This is a genomic window from Paraburkholderia sp. BL27I4N3 (genome assembly GCF_003386115.1).
Classification (GTDB): domain Bacteria; phylum Pseudomonadota; class Gammaproteobacteria; order Burkholderiales; family Burkholderiaceae; genus Paraburkholderia.
In genome coordinates this window covers 7,091,608-7,112,595 of sequence record NZ_QREJ01000001.1, presented here as the reverse complement: position 1 = coordinate 7,112,595, position 20,988 = coordinate 7,091,608, and the positions used below count along the sequence as shown (strand labels likewise).

The 20,988-nt window shown below is 64.3% G+C and carries 14 protein-coding genes; 5 read left to right on the top strand and 9 right to left on the bottom strand.

What is annotated here, in order from left to right:
* Together B0G71_RS32290 and B0G71_RS32285 are read right to left on the bottom strand one after the other, a co-directional pair.
* Positions 1-3,774, bottom strand: coding sequence for a DUF748 domain-containing protein (locus B0G71_RS32290; RefSeq protein ID WP_116146949.1), 3,774 nt, complete (start codon positions 3,772-3,774; stop codon positions 1-3).
* 228 nt (positions 3,775-4,002) lie between these two features.
* A complete protein-coding gene (locus tag B0G71_RS32285; RefSeq protein WP_116146947.1) occupies positions 4,003-5,421 on the bottom strand; it encodes a DUF1254 domain-containing protein in 1,419 nt (472 codons plus the stop codon).
* Between the two features lie 294 nt (positions 5,422-5,715).
* Between B0G71_RS32285 and B0G71_RS32280 the strand changes: the two genes are divergently transcribed.
* The 3 genes from B0G71_RS32280 to B0G71_RS32270 all read left to right on the top strand — a co-directional run bounded on the left by B0G71_RS32280 (position 5,716) and on the right by B0G71_RS32270 (position 11,471).
* A complete protein-coding gene (locus B0G71_RS32280) occupies positions 5,716-6,366 on the top strand; it encodes an FMN-binding negative transcriptional regulator (protein ID WP_116146945.1) in 651 nt (216 codons plus the stop codon).
* Between the two features lie 127 nt (positions 6,367-6,493).
* Positions 6,494-9,154, top strand: a complete 2,661-nt coding sequence (locus tag B0G71_RS32275) for a heavy metal translocating P-type ATPase (RefSeq protein ID WP_116146943.1) — start codon at positions 6,494-6,496, stop codon at positions 9,152-9,154.
* A gap of 343 nt (positions 9,155-9,497) precedes the next feature.
* On the top strand, positions 9,498-11,471 hold the full coding sequence (locus tag B0G71_RS32270; RefSeq protein WP_116146941.1) for a methyl-accepting chemotaxis protein: 1,974 nt from the start codon (positions 9,498-9,500) through the stop codon (positions 11,469-11,471).
* Positions 11,472-11,550: 79 nt separating this feature from the next.
* Here the strand turns inward: B0G71_RS32270 and B0G71_RS32265 are convergent, their stop codons facing one another.
* Positions 11,551-12,204, bottom strand: coding sequence for a glutathione S-transferase family protein (locus tag B0G71_RS32265; protein ID WP_116146939.1), 654 nt, complete (start codon positions 12,202-12,204; stop codon positions 11,551-11,553).
* Positions 12,205-12,423: 219 nt separating this feature from the next.
* Here B0G71_RS32265 and B0G71_RS32260 point away from each other — a divergent pair, with 219 nt between their 5' ends.
* On the top strand, positions 12,424-13,887 hold the full coding sequence (locus B0G71_RS32260) for a polyhydroxyalkanoate depolymerase (protein ID WP_116146937.1): 1,464 nt from the start codon (positions 12,424-12,426) through the stop codon (positions 13,885-13,887).
* A gap of 110 nt (positions 13,888-13,997) precedes the next feature.
* Here B0G71_RS32260 and B0G71_RS32255 read toward each other — a convergent pair whose 3' ends face one another.
* From B0G71_RS32255 to B0G71_RS32235, 6 genes are all read right to left on the bottom strand, one after another.
* Positions 13,998-14,432 (bottom strand): cupin domain-containing protein, encoded by a 435-nt coding sequence (locus tag B0G71_RS32255; RefSeq protein WP_106281694.1) that lies wholly within the window; start codon positions 14,430-14,432, stop codon positions 13,998-14,000.
* Positions 14,433-14,608: 176 nt separating this feature from the next.
* Positions 14,609-15,220 (bottom strand): flavin reductase family protein, encoded by a 612-nt coding sequence (locus B0G71_RS32250; protein ID WP_116146935.1) that lies wholly within the window; start codon positions 15,218-15,220, stop codon positions 14,609-14,611.
* Positions 15,221-15,347: 127 nt separating this feature from the next.
* Positions 15,348-16,262, bottom strand: coding sequence for a 3-hydroxyacyl-CoA dehydrogenase family protein (locus B0G71_RS32245; protein WP_116146933.1), 915 nt, complete (start codon positions 16,260-16,262; stop codon positions 15,348-15,350).
* Between the two features lie 153 nt (positions 16,263-16,415).
* Positions 16,416-16,715 carry a hypothetical protein gene (locus tag B0G71_RS32240; protein WP_116146931.1) on the bottom strand — a complete coding sequence of 100 codons (300 nt, stop codon included), beginning with the start codon at positions 16,713-16,715 and terminating at the stop codon, positions 16,416-16,418.
* 444 nt (positions 16,716-17,159) lie between these two features.
* Complete coding sequence (locus B0G71_RS41530; RefSeq protein WP_166678917.1) at positions 17,160-17,318, bottom strand: hypothetical protein; 159 nt, start codon at positions 17,316-17,318, stop codon at positions 17,160-17,162.
* Between the two features lie 488 nt (positions 17,319-17,806).
* Positions 17,807-19,249 (bottom strand): hypothetical protein, encoded by a 1,443-nt coding sequence (locus B0G71_RS32235; RefSeq protein ID WP_116146929.1) that lies wholly within the window; start codon positions 19,247-19,249, stop codon positions 17,807-17,809.
* 530 nt (positions 19,250-19,779) lie between these two features.
* Between B0G71_RS32235 and B0G71_RS32230 the strand changes: the two genes are divergently transcribed.
* On the top strand, positions 19,780-20,889 hold the full coding sequence (locus B0G71_RS32230) for an AGE family epimerase/isomerase (RefSeq protein ID WP_116146927.1): 1,110 nt from the start codon (positions 19,780-19,782) through the stop codon (positions 20,887-20,889).
* The last annotated feature ends 99 nt before the right edge of the window (positions 20,890-20,988 follow it).

The window sequence follows — 20,988 nt, the reverse complement described above, 5'->3', positions numbered from 1 at the left end:
TCACTTCAAACCGAAGTCGACCCGCGTCGTCGCACCCTTGTCGTTGATGCCCTCGGCGTTCAGTTTCGGCGCGACGATAAACACGCGGCTGCTGTCGATCTTGCCGTCCAGATACTGCTGTACGCTCTGCGCTCTTTGCTGCGCGAGTCGGCGCAGGCTGGCGTCGTCGATCGGGGCGTTGGCGGCAAGGGCGCTCTTCATCTCGTCGTCCGGCAAGCTCTTGGTCAGGCCGACAAAATTGCGCGGCTTCTTGAAGTCGGCCGACTTGTAGGCCTTGCTCAGATACTTGTCGTAGTCCTTCGGGTCGACGGTGACGGTCGACAGATCGACGCTCTCTCCGTTGCCCACCATGTCCTTGATCTTCTGCTGCTTGACGAGACGATCGACATAACCAGTGCGCAACGCGGGTTCGTCGACAGCCGGATCGACGCGGCCGATCAGGTCCATACGGATCGACGGTTTGTCGGACAGCGCCTTCACGATCGTGTCGAGTTTCTGGGTGTCGGCGTCCGTGAGTTTCGCCGAGCCGGGTTCGAACTCGACGTAGCCCAACTCCTCGCCCTTGCCGCCGAACGCGTTGGCGATCAACGAGAACGGCGCGGTCACCGCCTTCTGTAGCAGATTGAGCACGGCGTGCCAGATCAGGCCGCCAATACTGAACTCGGGATTCGACAGCGAGCCTGACACGGGCAGGTTCACGTCGATTTCGCCGCGCGAGTTCTTCAGCAGCGAGATCGCGAGACGCACCGGCAATTTGGTTGCCGTATCGTTATCGACGTGATCGCCGAACGTGAGCTGGTCGATGAAGATGTGGTTATTCGCGTCCAGCTGATCGTTCTCCAGCTTGTAATGCAGATCGACGTTCAGCTTGCCCTTGGTGATGGGATAACCGGCATATTTCGCTGAATACGGCGTGAGATTGGTCAGTTCGATATCGTGCGCGACCGCCGTTAGGTCGAGCGCCGGCTTCGCAATCAGCGGATTGACAGTGCCGCGAATCGACAGCGGGCCATTGGCCGCCAGTTTCGCGGCGATGTCGACCGGCGCGGGCGTGGTGGATTGCGTGCCGAACCCGCCGACTGTGCCCTGAATGTTGACCAGGTTCGCCGTGAAATTCGGCTTGATGAAGTTGTCGGTGTACGTCACGCGGCCCTGTTGCAGGACCAGTTGACCGAAGTGCAGTTTGACCGGGCTTGACGGCGGCGTGGCCGCCGTCACCGTGGCAGGTGCCGCCGATGAAGCCGGCGCGGGCGCAGCCGCGACCGCCGATGCTGGTTGCGGCGTCAACGGCACAGGGTCCGCACCGCTCTTGTCGCGCGTCAGCGATTGCGGCGCGCCGCTTTCATGCGCAACGACGTCCTTCAGGTTGAGCTTGCCCTGCGGATCGAGCAGCACGCGTCCATAGAACTTGGTGAACGTGACGCGGCCCGCGTCGACCACCGTGCCATGCTCGTCGTAATCCGCTTTCAGGTTGGACAATGCCAGTGAGCCCCATCCCGCGAACGGGTCGGAGGTCGCCTTGTCGAGCATGCGGACTTCGACGAGCGCCAGGTCGCCGTGATAATTGGCTTTCAGCGACTTTGCCTGATTTAATGTCAGGTCGCCGTTCGCATTGAGCAGCGCGCTCGCGATCACCGCATTCAGCTTGCTGCCGAAGTACGGCTCGAAGGCCGCTGCGTCGAGCCGGTTGGCGTTCACCTTGACGGCCACCTTGAGCGGCGTCGCCGTGACGTCGCCCTTTACGCCGAGCGTGCCCTTCCTGTTCAGCGTGGCCTGCAAATCGATCGGCAACGGACGGCTCAGGTCGTCGCTGACGTTTTGTACCTTCAGTTGCAGCGGCGTGATGTTCAGTTTCACCGGCTGCGGCGTGGTGTTGTCGGTGAAATTGGCGGTGGCGTCCTTCAAGGTCAGTTCGCCGATCTTGTAGTGCCACGCGGGGCCTTCCGCCTGCGCCTTCTTGACCGCGTGAATCGCGGTGCGCTGCGGAGCGGCTTCGTGCTGGCCGGCAAGCGCGGCGAGGTTGATCTTGCCGTCTTTCAGACGCTGCGCATCGACCGCGAGGCCGGTCGTGTCGACGCTGGCGATCTCGGCGTTGCGCGCCGCCACATCCACCTGCCTGATCTTCACGCTACCTTGCGCGAGCGAGATCAGCGGGTCCTTGCTTTCGCGCGCCGCGACTTTCAGCGATTGCAGATCCAGTTGCGAATCGGTGACCATCACGGCTACCGGCGACTTCGACCAGTTCGCGCCGACATTGGCGGTGGCGGACAGCGCGCCGTCCGTGATCTGCGCGACGGTTGCGGTGTCGATATACGGTTGCAGCAACGGCAGCTTCAACGACTTCACGTCGATCTTCGCGCTCGCCGTCTTCGCGACGAGGCCGAACGCGCCGGCCACGCCGAGCGAGCCGCCCGCGTCCTTGAAATCCGTGTTCAGCGTGTAGTGCGCGGGCGCGGTGGCGAGCGTCGAAAAATCGGTTAGCGTCACGGCCAGTTTTTGCAGGCCGACGTCGACGGGCCGCGAGGCGGCGTTGTCGTGGACATTCACGGTGCCGTCATTGAGCACGAAGCGTTTGATCGACAGATCCAGCGGCGGCGCTGTCTTTTTTCCCGCGGCACTGGAACTGGATGCGGCAAGCGGCGCGCTCGCCGCCGGTCGCGCCGCAGCGGTTTCAGACGCGGGGGCAGACGCAGACGCTGGCGCCGGCGCCGGCGCGAACATCTTCTCGACGCTCACCACGCCTTCTTTATCGCGCGCAAGGTTGGCGGTCGGCGCGTCGATACGGATCTCGTCGAAGTGATAAAGGCTCTTCAACGGCTCGAGCGTGGCGGCGGCTACATGCAGCGTGCGCGCCGCGAAGAACGGCGCCTTGCTCTGATCCTGCACGTCCACGTCGTTCATATCGACGGTGCCCGCCACGCGCAGCGAAGGCGCGTCGTTGGAGACCACGAAGTTGAGCTTGAGATCGGTGGACAGTTTGCCGGACTGCACGATGACCGGCAGTTTGGTCGGCACGTACGACATGAGACGCGGCACATCGAGCCCGTCGAAGCGCAACGACACTTCCGACTCGCGCGACGCGGCAAACGGCTTGGTCCTGCCATCGATGGCAAGCGGACTGCCGTCGATCCGCGCACGCAGCAAGGGCTCGACGAAGATATCGGTTTTCGACGGCAGCGTGGCGATGAACGGAATCCCGAGCTTCCATTGATCGATCACATGCGTCGCGCCGAGCAGTTTGTCGTCGAACGTGATCTGGCCATTTTCGAGCCTGATGTTCGACACGGAGAACAACGTGGGTTTGCTATCCGGCTTGGCCGGTTGCTTCGAGAATTTCTCGATCAGGTCGGTGAAATTGAAGCGCTGCGCATCGTAACGAACAATATGAAAGCGCGGCGAATCGAGCTGCACTTCGTCGATGATCGGCGCCGCGCGAAACAGCGAACTCCATGACGGCTGCACGATGAGCCGCGAGATATCGACGAAGTCGCCCGCGCCGCCGCGCTCGCCGATATGCACACGATCGGCTTCGAGCTTGAGCGTGTACGGATTGAGCGCAATGCGCCCGATGGTAGCGGGACGGTCGAGTTGTTTGCTGAGCTGTTGCTCGGCAATGTGGCGGATCAGCGGCGGCGCCGCGAAGAAGCCCAGCAGACCGAACAGTACAACGAAGATCAGCAGACCGGTGATGACACGCCGGGTGCGGCGTGACTGCGCGACATCGCGCATGGTCTGCATGGACGAGGCTAATGATGCTTTATTGAGGCTTGCCATGCTCGGTCTTGGGTAGTGCGGCGGCAAGCCCGCCGCGAAAACGAAAATCCCGCAAGCGGCAGTATAAGTCGTGAATCTTTCGTGGGATATAAATGTAAGGCGTGGCTTACACAATACTCCGCGCAATAGCGTCGCAGGTCCGCCGAGCTGATGCGGCGGACCTGCGACGTTCGATGCGTCAAGCGCTCGTTACTGAAGCGCGGCTGTCACGGTGTGGACACGGAAGCATCACTGGCGCACGACGGCGGGCGGTTGCCAACTGCCGTCGGTGGCTTGCGGCTTGGGCGCGTACAGACGCAGCACCAGTTGCAGATCGGCACGCGGCGCCGGCAGCCAGTTGCCGCTCCGGCTCCGCGTGGACGACACCGTCACGTCGAGCGAGCCGTCGCGATTGCGGCGTGCGCCATTGCGATCGCCGACCGCGAGACGCGCCGGCGCGCTTTCGCCGAGCGCGCCGTCCTTCGTGTAGGCCGTGATCGACCAGAAGCCGCGCACCGGCGGCAACTGATTCGGCGCGAAGTGGATCACGTAGCGGTTTGCGCCGTTGAGCGCGCGACCGTCGCTGTCCTGCGTAACGACCGCGCGAACTTCGTCGTCTTTCGTGCCGATGCCCGGTTGCGCATAAGCGGCATAGGCGCGCATCGCGTAGTCGGGGCCGTAGTTGCCCACGCCTTCGCCGAACCAGTTCCAGCCGTTGCCGCTCAGCAAATTGGACGGTGGCGTGACGACGCGTTCATGGCCGTCGGCGAGACCGGCCGCGATGGCTTCCGGCGCCTTCGGGAGTTTGACCGGCTCGCCGGGCGTCACACCGAGGTCCGAGAGGAACTTGAGCGCGTGCGGATCTGCCGGAGTCGGCGGATTGTCGGGCAAGGCCTGCGCGAGTCGCGTGAAGAAGCCGCTCGCGTCGAGCGCGGCGACCTGCGCGGCCGGCGTGCCGGCAGCGCCCGCGGCGGCGGCGTCGGCATTGCTGCGCGGCGGCGTGATCGACGCGGACCGGCTGTCGCCCGCGTAGACGCTCAGCGGCGCGACGCGAATGGCGCGCTGCAGCTTACGGACCGCCGTCAGGTCGCGCGTGCCGTTCGACTGGATACGCACGCTCACCCACGCGTTGCGAGTCGGCACGTCGACGCGCTTCACACCTTTGGGCAAATCCCCTTGCCAACCCGGACCGACAAAGGCGATCGCCTGCGCCTTGATGCCGGCCGCGCGCGTGTCGAACTGCGAACTGGTCGACCACACCACGTTGGTCCACATGTCGAGCACGCGAGCGTCCACATAGCGGCCGTGCGAATCGGGCAGCGAAACGATCACCGGTTCGCTTCCGACGTCCAGCCAGCCGGTCGAATCGAATGTATCGAGACTCGGCTGCATTGGATTGGACGCGCCAATCGGCGGCAATGCCTGGGCGTGGCGCAGCGTATTGAGGGGCGCCTGGCCGGGATAGGTGCCGACCGCCGCATCGCGCGCGACGCCCATCAACACCAGCGGATAGCCGAATACGTACGAGTCGGCCACTTCGTCCTTGATCCAGCCCGTGGATTTTTGTGTCGCGGTGGGGGTCGACGCGCAACCGGCCAGAAATGCGAGGCCCGCGAACGATGCGCAGGTCCAGTGAATCGAAAACAGTGCTCGGCGATTTTTTATCATTCGTTCAGGTGGCGGAACGTGTGGTCCTAAGGGAGACGCCGGCGTGCAGCGAACCCTGTGTGCGCGGCCTTCCAAAGCCCAACGCAGACAGTCCGCGGTTCGCGATGCCGACAACATCGGGTTGTATCGTATCCTTGCCCGGCAGGCAAGCGCAAAGGCAGGATTCGCGCCGGTTCGCGCGCAAGCCGCCTTTTTGCGGTACGGTTGACGTTTTTTGTCACGTCGCCCCGGCACCCCGCCTCTCGGGCGGCTTTTCATCATTGCTCTTTCGCCCCCTCGTATCCGGAGCGCTTCATGTACATGCCCGCCCATTTCGAAGAGAACCGCCCGGAGGTTCTCCATCGGCTGATCGCCGAGCAGCCATTCGGCGCGCTGATCACCAACGGGCCGAACGGGCTCGATGCGAACCATGTGCCGTTCGAGTTCGAAGTCCCGTCCACGGCCGCTGAAACGCACGGCATCCTGCGCGCTCACGTCGCCCGCGCGAACCCGGTGTGGCAGGAAGCCGCCGCGAATCCGGAAGCACTCGTGATCTTCCAGGGTCCGGCCGCTTATATCTCGCCTAACTGGTATCCGAGCAAGCACGAAGCGCATCGGCAGGTGCCGACTTACAACTATATGGTGGTGCATGCCCACGGCCGCATCGCCGTGCGCGACGACGAGTCGTTCGTGCGCGGCCTGGTTGCACGTCTGACGCGCAAGATGGAAGCTGGCGAACCGGTGCCATGGAAAATGGGCGACGCGCCCGCTGACTTCATCTCGCAGATGCTCGGCGCGATCGTCGGTATCGAGATCGAGGTGACACGGCTGGTCGGCAAGTGGAAGCTCGGCCAGAACAAGGCGGCCGACGACCGCCGCGGCGCGGCCGAAACCCTGCTGGCACGCGCAAGCGACGAACAGAAGGCCATCGGCCAAGCCATGCTGAACGCGCCGCCGGCCTTCTGAGCGAGCGTTCCGGCGATGCGCGCGCGGCCTTGAAACGCGTCCCGCAATTCGTCCTTGACCTTCCCATCATGGGAAGGTCAATACTGGGTTCATGATGCGGCCGATGCCGCCACGAGCCTTGCCTACCATGACCGAACTTGCCAACTCGCAGCGCCCCGCGGACGCTGCCGCCTCTTCCGCCCGGATCGCCGAACTCGACATCGGCGGAATGACTTGCGCCTCGTGCGCGCTGCGCGTCGAGAAAGCGCTCAACAAAGTGCCGGGCGTCACGCGGGCGTCGGTGAATCTCGCCACGGAGCGAGCGCGCATTGAAAGCGACGCCGCCGTCGATCCCGAGACGCTCGCCAACGCTGTGCGCAAGGCGGGCTACGATGCCACGCTGTCCGCCGCCGCGGACGCGCCTTCGCTCGTTGCCGAGGCGCAGCAATCCACGCAACTGGCGATCGGCGGGATGACCTGCGCCTCGTGCGCGATGCGCGTCGAAAAAGCGCTGGCGAAAGTGCCGGGCGTGCTGGGCGCGTCGGTGAATCTGGCCACCGAAACCGCAACCGTCAGTCTGGATGGCGTGGCCGCCGAGCCGGACGCGCTGATCGCCGCCGTCAAGAAAGCGGGCTACGAAGCGAGCCTGATCGTGCCGCCAGATACATCGGCCGCGACCGACCGCGCCGACCACGTTGCGCCCGCCGACCGCAAGCGCGACCAGACCCGCCGCGAACTGGCCGCGGTGCTCGCCTCCGCGGTGCTGACGCTGCCACTCGTCGCGCCGATGCTCGGCGAATGGTTCGGCCTGCATGCGATGCTCTCGCCATGGCTGCAACTCGCGCTCGCCTCGATTGTGCAGTTCGTGTTCGGCGCGCGCTTCTATCGCGCGGCCTATCGCGCCGTGCGGGCCGGCGCGGGCAACATGGACTTGCTGGTGGCGCTCGGCACGTCGGCGGCGTATGGCATCAGTGTCTACGAACTGGCGACTCATCCGGGCGACATGAATCATCTGTATTTCGAGGCGTCGGCGGTCGTGATCACGCTGGTGCGTTTCGGCAAGTGGCTCGAAGCTCGCGCCAAGCGCCAGACTACGGACGCTATCCGCGCCCTCAACGCGCTGCGTCCCGACCGTGCGCGCATTCGCGTCGGCGCAGACGAACGCGACGTGCCGCTCGCGCAAGTGGGGGTCGGCACGGTGGTGCTCGTGCGCCCCGGGGAACGCGTGCCAGTCGACGGCGCGGTGCTCGAAGGCCGCACGCATATCGACGAATCGCTGATCACCGGCGAAAGCCTGCCGGTGCCGAAGCAGGTGGCCGACGCGGTCACCGCCGGCTCGATCAACGGCGAAGGCGCGATTGCCGTGACGACCACCGCGATCGGCGCGGAAACCACGCTCGCGCGGATCATCCGCCTCGTGGAAAGTGCGCAGGCCGAGAAAGCGCCGATCCAGCGCCTCGTCGACCGCGTCAGCGAGATCTTCGTGCCGGCGATTCTGGCGATTGCCGCGCTCACGCTGGTGGGCTGGTTGATCGCAGGCGCCGGCGGCGAAACCGCGATTCTGAACGCCGTCGCCGTGCTGGTGATCGCGTGCCCATGCGCGCTCGGCCTGGCCACGCCGGCGGCGATCATGGCCGGCACCGGCGTCGCGGCGCGGCACGGCGTGTTGATCAAGGACGCCGAAGCGCTGGAAACCGCGCATCGCGTGACGATCGTCGCGTTCGATAAAACCGGCACGTTGACGCTCGGCCAGCCGTCGGTGACGGCGTTCGAGCCGATCGGCGGCATCGGCCGCGATGAAGCGCTGGCGCTTGCGGCGGCGGTGCAGCGCCATAGCGATCACCCGTTGGCGCGCGCGGTGTTGAAGGCGCATGAAGTCGCGGCGGCGCACAGCGGCGATGCGACGGCGGCTGACGCCGGCGGTGTGGTGGCAGCGAGAACTCGCGGTGCGGCGGCAGCGAGCGCCGGCGGTGCGCTGGCAACGGACATCGGCGTCGCGGCGGCGTCTGGCCAAATCCCGCCGCCGCATGCGAGCGCCGCGCGCGCGGTTGCAGGCCGTGGCGTCGAAGCGGACGTCGACGGCCGCACACTGGCGCTTGGCAGCACGCGCTGGCTCAATGAACTCGGCATCGACCTGCCGCCGGAACTCGCCGCTCGCGCTCACGAACTCGAAGCCGCAGGCAACACGGTTTCCTGGCTCATGCAGCGCGATCCGCAAGCGCCCGCGGCACTCGCCTTGATTGCTTTCGGCGACACCGTCAAACCGACCGCACGCGCCGCCGTCGAACGGCTCGCGGAAATGGGCATCAAGAGCGTGCTGCTCACCGGCGACAATCGCGGCAGCGCGGCAAGCGTGGCAAGGGCGCTCGGCATCGACGAATTCCACGCGGAGGTTCTGCCCGACGACAAGGCCCGCGTGATCCGCGACCTGAAAATCCGCAGCGCCGGCATCGTGGCGATGGCGGGCGACGGCATCAACGACGCGCCCGCGCTCGCCGCCGCCGACATCGGCATCGCGATGGCGACGGGCACCGACGTCGCCATGCACGCGGCCGGCATTACGCTGATGCGCGGCGATCCGGCGCTCGTGGCCGACGCCATCGACATCTCGCGCAAGACGTGGCGCAAAATCCAGCAGAACCTGTTCTGGGCGTTCGTTTATAACCTGATCGGAATTCCGCTGGCCGCTTTCGGTTGGTTGAACCCGATGCTCGCCGGCGCGGCGATGGCGTTTTCGAGCGTGAGCGTCGTGACCAACGCTCTGCTGCTGCGCACCTGGCGCGGCGCGCAGAATCGCTCCGCGAGCTGAGCGAACACGCAGAGACATGCCATGCAGGCGGCCGCGCCGATTTCGGGCTTCGTCACCAGCGCTCTGTGGCTGCGCGCCTGACGCGGCGCGCAAGTCGTTCGACGCACTGAGCGGACGCAGACAGAAATACCCGGCACACGGCGGGGCCAATTTGCAGCGCCGCCACCAACGCGCTATTGCGGTGAGCCGCGCATCGAAGCGCTCCGCCGACAGCATGGCCAATTACTAAGTGCTTTCAAATCCCTAAAGAAAGCGGACGTCGCAGCCGTAAACAAGCCATCGATGCCGGGCATGCCTATGCATGGCTCGCGCGCGCCTGTTCTCCTTTACTCGAAAGACGCCCATGGAATTTCTCTCTTTGCGCCGCGCCAGCGTTGGCGCGCGGCTCGCCATTCTTTCGTGCATGCTGGTGGCGTTGATTTTCGCCGCGTTCACGTGGGCGCTCACCCGCACCGCCGGCCAGCAGATCAGCGATCAGGTGCTCGAACGCATCGCCGATAAGGACCGCTCGATCGCCGCAATGATCAAGCTGTTCGACAAAGCCTTGTCGAACGAGGTCGATCGCTCGATGTCGCTGTTCGCGAGTTTCCTGCCCGCCGGCTACACGCTCGACGAAACCCAGAAGGTCGACATCGGCGGCGTCGCCACGCCGACCATCAAGGCGGGCGACAAAGTCCTGAACATGGATTTTTCGATCCCCGATCTGTTTCTCGAACGCAGCGGCGCGGTGGCCACGATCTTCGCGCGCAGCGGCGATGATTTCGTGCGCGTCACCACGTCGTTGAAGAAACAGGACGGCTCGCGCGCGATCGGCACGCTGCTCGACCGCAAGGCGCCGGCCTACGCGCTGCTGCTGGCAAACAAGCCCTATACGGGACTCGCCGCGCTCTTTGGCAAACGTTTGATCACGCAATACCGGCCGATCACGGACGCAAGCGGCCGCGTGATCGGCGCGCTGTTCGTCGGCGTGAACGTGGACAAGGAAATCCAGTCGGTGCAGGACGGCATTCGCAACCTGAAGATCGGCGACAGCGGTTATTACTTCGTGGTCAACGCGTCGAACGGCGCGGATCGCGGCAAGCTGATCGTGCATCCGGCCGCTGCGGGCCAAAACGCCGACAACGCGAATGCGCCGTATCAGCAAATGCTCGACATGAAGGAAGGCCAGCTCGAATACAGCTCCGCCGATGCCACCCTCGGCGAACGCGGCTCGCACGACAAGTTCGTGTCGTTCGTAACCGTGCCAGAATGGCAATGGCTGGTGGGCGGCGTCGCGCCGCGCGACGAAGTGATGGCCAACGTCATCACCACGCGCAACGAATTCCTGCTGCTCGGCTTCGTGCTGGTCGGCGTGTTCGCGGCCGTATTCCTGTTCGCCGTGCGACGCCTCGTGAGCCGCCCTCTCGACGAAGCCGCCAAGGCGTCCGAACGTTTCGCCTCGGGCGATCTGAGCGTGCGCGTCGCAAAAGGCGCGAACGCGCGCGCCGATGAAATCGGCCGCCTGATGCAGTCGATCGACGGCATCGGCGAAGGTCTCGCGCGGATCGTTTCGCAAGTGCGCAATGCATCGACGGATATGTCGCAGGGGACCGAAAAGATCGCCACCGGCAGCGGCAATATCGCTGCGCGGATCGCCACTCAGGCGAGCAGCCTCGAAGAAACGGCGGCCAGCATGGAAGAGATCACTTCGACCGTGCAGCAGAACGCCGACCACGCCGCGCAAGCCAACACGCTCGTCACGCGCGCCGCCGATGCCGCGCTCGAAGGCGGCCGCGCGGTCGAACGCGTGGTGTCGACGATGGGCGAGATCAGCCGTTCGTCGCAGAAGATCGCCGAGATCACCACCGTGATCGAGGGCATCGCGTTCCAGACCAATATCCTCGCGCTGAACGCAGCGGTGGAAGCCGCGCGTGCCGGCGAACATGGCAAGGGTTTCGCGGTGGTGGCTTCGGAAGTGCGCGCGCTGGCGCAGCGCAGCGCAGCTGCGGTGAAGGAGATCGAAAGTCTGATCGCAACGTCCACGGCAACCGTGCAAAGCGGTTTCCAGATCGCCGAAGAAGCCAGCTCGACAATGCAGGGCATTGTTCAACAGGTCGGCCAGGTGCGGGCGATCATGGGTGAAATCAGCGTCGCCTCACGCGAGCAATCGGGCGGCATCGAGCAGGTGAATCTCGCCGTCACGCAAATCGGCGAAGCCACGCAGCAGAACGCGACGATAGTCGGCGAGGCAGAACTCGCGGCAGCCGAGTTGCGCGATCAGGCCGCGCGTCTCGCGCAGGTGGTCAGCGTGTTCAAACTGGGAAGCGGGCGCGATTGAGGCAGGGTTGTCACGGCGCCATGCTGCCTGACGCAGCGCGCGCCGCCTGCCGTTGCAACAGTGGAAATGCCTCGCTTCGTCAGAACTCCACATCCAGTTCGTCGATCTCCTCCACTTCCTGTTGCGCGTCGGCGATCCACTCCTGCATCTCGGGCAGTGCCATGATCCGCTGCCCGTACTCGACGATCTCCGGATCGAGTTTGACGTCGTAGGTCACGAAACGTGTCACGACAGGCGCGTACATCGCGTCCGCCGCAGTGCGCTCGCCGAACAGAAACGGGCCGCCGTACTGCTTCAGACAATCGCCCCAGATCGTCACGATGCGGTCGATATCCGACTGAGCCCGCGCCCACACCTTGAAGCCCGGAAAGTGCGCTTTGAGATTCATCGGCAGAGCCGAACGCAGCGAGCCGAACCCTGAGTGCATTTCGCCGCAAATCGAGCGGCAATGCGCGCGGGCGCGAATATCTTCGGGCAGCAGTTTCGCGCCCGGTTTCAGTTCATTCAGATATTCCGCGATCGCCAGCGTGTCCCAGACCTTGATGCCGTCATGAACGAGGCACGGCACCAGGATCGACGGCGAAAGCAGCAGGAGTTCGGCGCGTGCCGCAGGGTCGTCGATCGGCATCACGATCTCTTCAAAAGGCAAACCGCTAAACTTGGTCAGCAGCCAGCCGCGCAAGGACCACGACGAATAATTCTTGCTGCTGATGGTGAGCGTGGTATCCGCCATACGATTCTCCTCCAGATGAGGCGCTCGATCGGCGCCCGACGCCATGCGTGCACGTTGCCGTGCGCGCGCGCACCAAAGCGCGGCAAATTCGGCCCGTTCTCCCGACCGGCGCAAATGCTATGCCAACGTGAGCGCACGGCTGCACGAGTGCGTATGCATGCATGGCACATGACTTGCCTTTATTTGGGCTCCTTCCTCTTCAGCATTCGTGCGAAGGTTATGAACCTGTTCGCATATCCCACATACCAGGCTTTCGCCGACATGATGCTGCCGATGCGGCACGGCGCGGCGCTGGTGAATCATTCGCTCGACGCCTGGCCTGCGTTCGGCGAGACCTCGCATGGACGTTCGATCCGCGCGGCCTGCGAGTTGTTGACGCTGGCCGGACTCACGCCCGTGCGGCCGCCGTTCGAGATCGACAGCGTGATATCGGAAGGCAAATCCGTGGCGGTCGTCGAGGAAATCGCGGCGCACACGCCATTCTGTTCGCTGCTGCATTTCCGCAAGGCAACGCCGCCGTCGGCGCCGCAACCGCGCGTGCTGGTGATCGCGCCGATGTCCGGCCACTTCGCGACGCTGCTGCGCGGCACCGTGCGCACGATGCTGGCCGAACACGACGTCTACATCACCGACTGGCACAACCCGCGCGACGTGCCGCTAAGCCAAGGCCGCTTCGGCTTCGACGAATTCGTGCAGCACGTGATCGATTTCACGGAAACGATCGGGCCCGGCGCGCATCTGCTCGCCGTTTGCCAGCCGACGGTCGCCGCGCTGGCCGCGGTCGCGCTCATGGCCGCCGACGATCATCCCGCGCAACCGGCGAGCATGACGCTGATGGCCGGTCCGCTCGATACGCGTATCAACCCAACGCGCGTCAACGAACTCGCCAAAAGCAAACCGCTGGAGTGGTTCGAACAGAAGCTGATCAGCGCGGTGCCATTCGGTTTTGCGGGCGCGCACCGGCGCGTGTATCCGGGCTTCATGCAGTTGACCGCGTTTATGGCGATGAACCTCAACCGGCATCTCGACTCGTTCGAGACGATGTATTACGAGCGAGCCAAAGGCGATCCGGCAAAGGCCGACACGATCCGCACGTTCTATGAAGAATACTTCGCGACGATGGATCTCACGGCCGACTTTTATCTGGAAACCGTCGATACGGTTTTTCAGCGGCATGCACTGCCGTTGCATGCGCTCGAAGTGAAAGGGCGCCTCGTCGAACCGTCGAAGATTCGCCGCACCGCGTTGCTTACCGTGGAAGGCGAGAAGGACGATATCTGCGCCGTCGGTCAAACGCTCGCCGCGCAGGACATGTGCGACAAGTTGCGGCCGTATTTGAAGACGCATCACGTGCAGACCGGCGTCGGGCACTACGGCGTGTTCAATGGACACCGCTGGGAGCGGCACATTTATCCGCGCGTGCGCGCCGTGATTTACGACAACGAACCGCGCGCCGTGCTGGTGAGTTCGCGCGCGCGCACGATCCAGCCGGTGCCGGCCGCGACGGCGGCAGAAGTCACTCCAGCGGCGCCGGCGGCAACGGCGGTGGTCGATGTGGAAGTGGATGCGACGACGACGAACGCTGCGAACGGAACTAGCGCCACGTCAAGTGCGAGTCCGGCGGCGGCCATCAAGCCGCAAGCGTCACGCACTCCGCGCAGACGGCCGCCGGCGGCGCAATGAGTTGCTGTTCGGACGCGCGCGGCGGCGGCCCGCTTGCTTGCTTGCGTAGTACCCGCTAGCTTGCTTGCGTAGTACCCGCTAATCAAGCGCGCAGCCGCCTTCTACCTTCGCTAAGCCGCAACGCTCTTCCACGGCGTCACGGTCGGCACGTCGCACGGCCCTTCGACTTCGATCGATTTGAAATCGGCCGGCGAGACGATTTCGATGTACTCCATATCTTCCGAGTAGTCGAACAGATAGTGGACGATACCCGGCGCCTGATGCACGCAATCGCCGGCGGCGACGAGCGTCTCCTTGTCGCCGTACATGAAGCGCGCCCAGCCCTTCAGCATGATCACAATGTGGAAATCGGCCTCATGACGGTGCCAGCCGGTGCCTTGCTCTGGTGCGTGGTTCGCCTTGACGAGTTGCGCGAGCACCTTGCCGCCGGTCGCCTGCGCGATGCCTAAATCACGGTAGAGAAAAAAGTCGCGTAAGCCCTGATCCTCATAGGACGTGTCTTGCGGACGGACATGACTGAATTGCGTGGCGAATTCGGTGGACATGATCGCGCTCCTCGCGAGTGAGCCGGCAGTTGAAAACGACGCGTTGGAGCGTCGGTTGCAAGCATCAAGCGCGCCAGTGTGCGGGCGCTGCATTTGTTTTTGCGCGTTTTCGGAGGCGATGCCGTGAATGTCGCGCCATCTGGCGTGGCGCGACGTGGTTTTGAGCGCTGTGCTGTCTACGCCGTCGGGCGGAACATCTGGAACATGTCGCCGATTTCCGCGTAGTCGGCGCGATAGCCGGCACGCATGATCGGCTGCGCGGCGTGGGTGTCGAACAAGCCGTCTTTCAGATACGCCTCGTTGATATGCACACCGACCACTTGCCCGAGCGACAGATAGTTGTCCATCGGCTTACCGTCGAGCGTATGCAGCCGCACCACTTGCAGCAGCTTGCATTCGAGCGCAGCCGGCGATTCCGCGACGTGCGGCACGGCCACGTTGCGGCCCGGCGCGGGCGTGAGGCCCGCGAGTTCGAATTCGTCGACGTGCGGCGCAACGGGCGCCGACGAGCGGTTCATCTGCTCGGCGAGCGGTTTGGTGGCCAGATTCCAGACGAATTCGCCGGTGGCTTCGATGTTGGCGACGCTGTCTTTATGGCCTTCGCTGGAGAAACCGATGATCGCCGGAAAGCTGGCGAACGCGCCGAAGAAACTATAGGGCGCGAGGTTCAAGGCGCCCGCGATGTCGCGCGAAGAAATCCAGCCGATCAGACGCGGCGCGACGATGGCTTTGAACGGATCGTGCGGGAGGCCATGGCCGGTGGCGGGATCGTAGAAGTAGTGGGGCATGGAGATGGGGCCTTGCAGATGGGGCGAGACGGCAGTTATACCGCAGAGCGGCGCAGGCTGCTGGGCGGGCCTGAAGTGCGAGGCTTCTCGTAACGCCGCGCCATTAAGCCTCGCCCTTTCGCGTCAATCAACCTCGACTAATCACACGCTTGCGCCCTTGCTTCACCTGCTCCAGATGCGCATCGTCCCAGTCATGGAAACCCGCGCCGCTGCGCACGCCGACACGCCCTGCTTCGACGTGCTCATGCAACAGGTCGAGCACGTCTTCGTCCTTGGCCAGTTCCGGCATCAGATGGGAAGCGATGTCGAGGAAGGTGTCGAGGCCGCCCATGTCCGCGCCTTCGAGCGGTCCGACGATCCCCCAGCGGCGACCCAGCGACGCCTTCATCACGCGATCGATCACGTCCGGCGTCGCCGCGCCCGAGCGCACGATATGCAACGCCTCGCGCAGCACCGCGAACTGCAACCGGTTGCCGACGAAACCCGGAATCGCCTTCGCCAGTACAACGGGCTCCATGCCGATCGCACTCATCAACGCAGCCGTCTGCTGCGTCACTTCGGGCGCGGTTGCCGTTCCCGGCACGACTTCGACGAGCGGAATCATGTGCGGCGGATTCCAGAAGTGCGCGATCACGAAACGGTCTTTCGCCTGCAACGGAGCGGCGAGTTGATCGGGATGAAAACCGCTGGTGTTGCTCGCGAGAATCGCGTCGCCGGCCAGCAACTGGGTCAGCGCCGCATACAGGCGATGCTTCAGTTCGAGGACTTCGGGAATCGCTTCAATCACGAATTGCGCCGATGCCATCACGTCGAGTGCGGCATGCGTTTCGATGCGCGCCAGCGCCGCCTGTTTGGCCGCCGGGTCGATGCGGCCGGCGTCGATCAACTCGTCGAGCACCGCCTCCGCCTTCGGCGCGACGCTCGCGAGCCGTGTCGGATCGACGTCGTGAACGACCGTCCTGTGGCCATGCAACGCGCTTTGCGTCGCAATGCCGACCCCCATCAACCCCGTACCCACTACGCCGATCACTGCGTTGTCCAAGCCGCTCTCCTGGTGCCGTCGATAAAGCGTTCAAGCATAGCGCAGCAAGCCGATTCGTAAGTCCGAACGTGACAAAGCCGGTCTTCCGCGAGGAAAGACCGGCTTTGCGGACTTCAGGCCGACGCCGCGTCGTGCGGCGCCGTCACGCGCGAATTAGTAGCGCGGGGGCGGACGATGGTCGTCGCGGTGATGCGGATCGTAGTCGTGCGGATGATGGCGCATCCAGTCGTCGTGCGCCCAATAGCGATGGCCGTCATAGTAACGATCGCCGTGCCAGCCGATATTGATCGACACGCCCACCGGCATCATGTGCGGGTGACCGTAGACCGCCGGTCCCGGGCCGTTTTCGACAACCACTCGTTCTTGAGCAAATGCGCTGCCGGCCGCGAGCAATGCGCCGCCTGCCAGCAAGGTTGCGATGATTGAACGCGATGTCTTGTTCAAGGTTTTCATAGTGACCTCCCATCAAAGTTTTGTATCAAGCCAGCGTCCGTGCTCGGATCGACCTGGACCTGCATTTTCAGGTTTGCACCAGACGCCGTACGCTTGAGACCAACTTTAGCGGCGCAAACCTCATGAAGACGTGAGCACTTGTAAGCGCACATTTCATAGAAAGGGACCGATGCCCAAAGCGCATTTTGCCCGTCCCGCCCGGTGTACAAAGCCATGCGCTATGACTGGGCCACGCGGGTCCGGCGGCCATCTTTTCAGGCGCCGTTACATTCATTTCGGCCAGGAAATATTCGGAGACAAGCCCTGAAGGGCGAAAGCGAGCCTGAAAAACAAAAAGCCACGGTACGCGTTTCGCGAACTGTGGCTCCAACACTGATGCAATGCGCACCCGAAGTGCGCGCCCGTACGCGGTTGCTCCGCGCTAGGGCCGGTACCGCTTTGCTCTTAGTCGCTCAGCTTGACGCCGAACAACGTACCTTGTGCTTTACGGACGCGTTGTGCTTCGCGGCTACGCGCTTCGTACGAGTAGTCCGAATCCAGCGGCAGATGGGGCGACGCAAAGAGGTCGCTGACCTTTTGGAACAATGCAAAAATGAAGCTCATGGCGACTCCCGGTTAGTTACTGCATTTGCTAGGGTTTTCCCTTAAGAAGAAGTATGGGGTTTTCCCTAGGCAAAAGCTAGTGCAATGCAGCAATTTTTCGATGTGGTGGGTTGTCGCAGGGTATTTTTCACATGTTGCGTTGCATCATGACAACGTCCCTGTTTTTGATTTCCAGGGTCGAAAGGGGCTGGGGTGCTGCAGTGGAGTCAACGCCGGCTCTTTTACTGGGCACCAACGTTGGACTCGCCGCGGCCTTGCGTGGGGTGATCGTGGCCGCGTCAATGGCGCCTGGCGCTGACTGTCCGGACTTGTCAGCGTCGCGCTTTCTACGGACACGATTAGCCCTCGCAGCGTCCGCGCCGAATTGTCTTGCGACTTCACGCAGCGACCGTTGCTGAAAAATCGGGCTGCGGGCGCCGGACAGCACCCAGCGATAGAAAAGTCGATCACCGCGACCGGCTTGTCGCCGGCGCGGCGCTTACTGAGTGTCAGTGCGGGCTAACCGCTTTCTGCTTGTGTCCATGCTGCGCTCGCCTTGCGCGCCTCGCATGCGTCGGCGTGGCGGCGGCTTGCTGGGGCGCCGTGAGCGTTGCCGCAGCCACATCGGAAGCGGCATTGGTGGCGGCATTGGTGGCGGCAGCGGTCGCCATCGCCAGGTGCGTGTCGAGCAAACTGGCCATGGCTGCCTGCTGGTTCTGCATCATCTGCTCGATGCGCTGCTGCTGGGCGCTCGTTTCACGCGTGAGGCGCATCAGCAGCACGGTTTGCGTGATGCCGATCGCGACCGTCACCAGCAACGCACCGACCACGATCGACAGCATCCATTTCATGCGCCGCGAATGATCGGTCGCGGCGTGGCGCTGATCGGCGATCACGCCATAAAGCGCGTCGACGGTATCGGCAAATGCGGTTGCCCGCGCGCGATCGAGTTCCGGCGCGGCGCGCAGCGCAGCCGCGGCCGCTTCGGCACGGCGGGCTTCCCGCCAAGGCGTGGCGAACGCCGCGTTAGCCTGTGCGGACGCCGAGGAATCCATCGACGTCTCCGACGCCGTGCTGTCCGGCGCGGCGATCGCAGCTTCCGTCGGCGCCCTATGCTGGTTCGGCACCGCGCCCGGCTTCAACCCCTCAGCAGCAGCGTCCGGCTGTGCCGACCCAGGTTCGTCCGCTGTGCCCGTCACGTTGGCCGCGACCGCGGCTTGTTCTTGTGAAACAGATGCCGATGCCGAAGCTGCACCAGAAGCCGAAGCCGCCTTGCCAAAAGTCGCCGCGAACCGTTGCGTCGCCTTGACACCGCCATCGGTCGACGCCGCCGTCACACCAGCCATCGCATCCGGCTCGGCCGCGTGGCGCAGCGCGGTCACGCTGCGCGCCACGGTCGCTGCCGCCATCGCCGGGGTAAGCGGCGCCGATGCGTCGCGCGCTGGTGTCGTCGAGTTGTCCTCTGCAGACGCGGCCGTGTCCGCTGCCGGCTTCGCATCGCCCAAAGCCAGTTCGTCGGCGGGAGAAGCCGCCACCACCAAAGGCTCGATTTCGAGCCCGCTTAACAGCGCGTTGACCGGCACCGGTTGGTCGTCGTCGGGCTTAGCAGCGCGTGGCGCGCGGCGCGTAGCCCGTGCGTCCACCAACGCGTTGTCGCCGCCATCGATCGCGCCGACTGCGGCCAACACCACATCAGGTAATTCGAAGCCATGCAGCGTGCCTTGCCGGATATCGATATTCATCGCTTCCAGCGTCGCGCGGGTGGGATCGTCGGGGAACAGGTCGAGCGTGCTGTCGTCGCGGGAGGCGTCGCTCAGTTGCGCGAGGCGTTGTGCCGAGCGCGCGGCGCGCGCCAGCTTGTTTTCAGTTTCGGTCGGGACGGTGGCCTGGCGGCGCTTCTTCGAAGCGACGCGCTGAGGCCGGGACTGCGTGGATGCTACGGAATCTGCCATAGAGAAAAAAGCGGTCGTCGCCGGAAAGCGGGCGCCGAGCACCGCTCGTCAATGCCGTTGGAATTTTTCGAGAGCGCATTGTCGCATGGCCGCCCGCGCCCGCCGAAGCCATTCGGCGATGATTTTCCGTTTCAGGAAGTCACGTCGTCCTGCCGGAACTGCTTGACGCCATGCAAGTGCCGCAAGCGCGCGGCGGCCACCATCAGGCGTGCGATGAGTTCGAGATTCCCGAGCAATGCTCTCCCTCCTCAGCGGTAATTATCTGAAGTAGTCTCCGCATCGGTGACGCAGTGCCAGTGCGAGCCGTTTGCTCTATGCTAAGCCGCACATCGCCAAGGCATGTCGCGCGGGCCGGTCGCACGACCGGTCGCCATCCTGATTTTGCGGCTGTCCGTTTGCAAAACAGGTAGCATCCAGGCTCGCTGGCAGGTTCGCCGGCAACCGCGCCGCGCTGAAGCTCAGGCCACGGGAGCAACAAATACGTCCGCCGCCGCTTCGCTTCGAAATACCCTGTTCGCCCCATTTTGACTATGCAGAGCATGAACCCACCCGCCGCTTCCACCCTCGCACTCGCCGCCAATCTGCGCGATCACTTCACAGGCGTGGTGCTGCCGATCTGGCGCGGCCCGGGTTTCAATACCGCACTGAAGCTGCCCTACGAAGCCGTCAGCGCCGAAGGTCATCAGCCGCTGCCCACCGAGCGCTATCGGGCCATGGCCTGCGCGCGGCAGTTGTTCGTGTTCTCGCAAGCAGGCGACGCAGCCCATGCGCAGGTGCTGTTCGACGCGTTGACGCATACCTTTCAGGACACGCGCGACGGTGGATGGTTCTACAGCGTGGACGCGCAAGGCGCACCGCTCGACACCACCAAGGACCTGTACACGCACGCGTTCGTGGTGTTTGCCTGCGCAGAGTATGCGCGGCGCTCCGGCAATCGCGACGCGCTGGAAATCGTGCATCGCACGTCCGCGCTGATCCAGTCGTACTTCGCCGCCGAGGACGATCTGTTCAACGCCGCGCTGAACGCGGATTTCTCCAGCGTGACGGGCACGCCGATCCAGAACCCCTTGATGCACCTGACCGAAGCCTGGCTAGCCGCTCGCGAGGCCACGCATGACAACGCTTTCGACGCCGCGCTGCGGCGCCTCGCCGGCGCGGTCGCGCAGCGCTTCGTGCATGCGCCGACGGGCTGCATCGCCGAATTGCCGATCGGCGCGGACGACAACCGTCTGGAACCCGGGCACCAGTTCGAATGGTTCTGGCTGGTGAAACAGGCGGGCGCCGTGTTCGAAGGCTCGGGTCTCGCCGAAGCCATGCCGCGCGCATTCAGCTTCGCGCAACAATATGGCGTGGATCGGGAAACCGGCGGCGTGTACGCCTCGCTCGACGAAACCGGCCGGATCAAAGACGCGACCCAGCGGATCTGGGCCCAAACCGAATATCTGCGCGCGCTGGCGAGCCATGGCGAACCGGCGGCGCGCGCCGCGCTGCCCCGGCAAATCGAACTGTTCCAGCAACGGTTCCTGCGTCCGCAGGGCTGGTTCGAATGCAAAACGCCGGCAGGTGAAGTGGCGCGCGCCGATATGCCGTCGACCACGCCCTATCACCTCGCTACCGCCTATGAGGCGCTGCCGGCGTGAATGCCGCCGGCCAGGCCACACGACGGTCGAGCATCAGAGACTCTGCTAGCCATTCGTCAGGCCATGGCAAAGAAACCTGCTGAACCTTGGTATCGACCA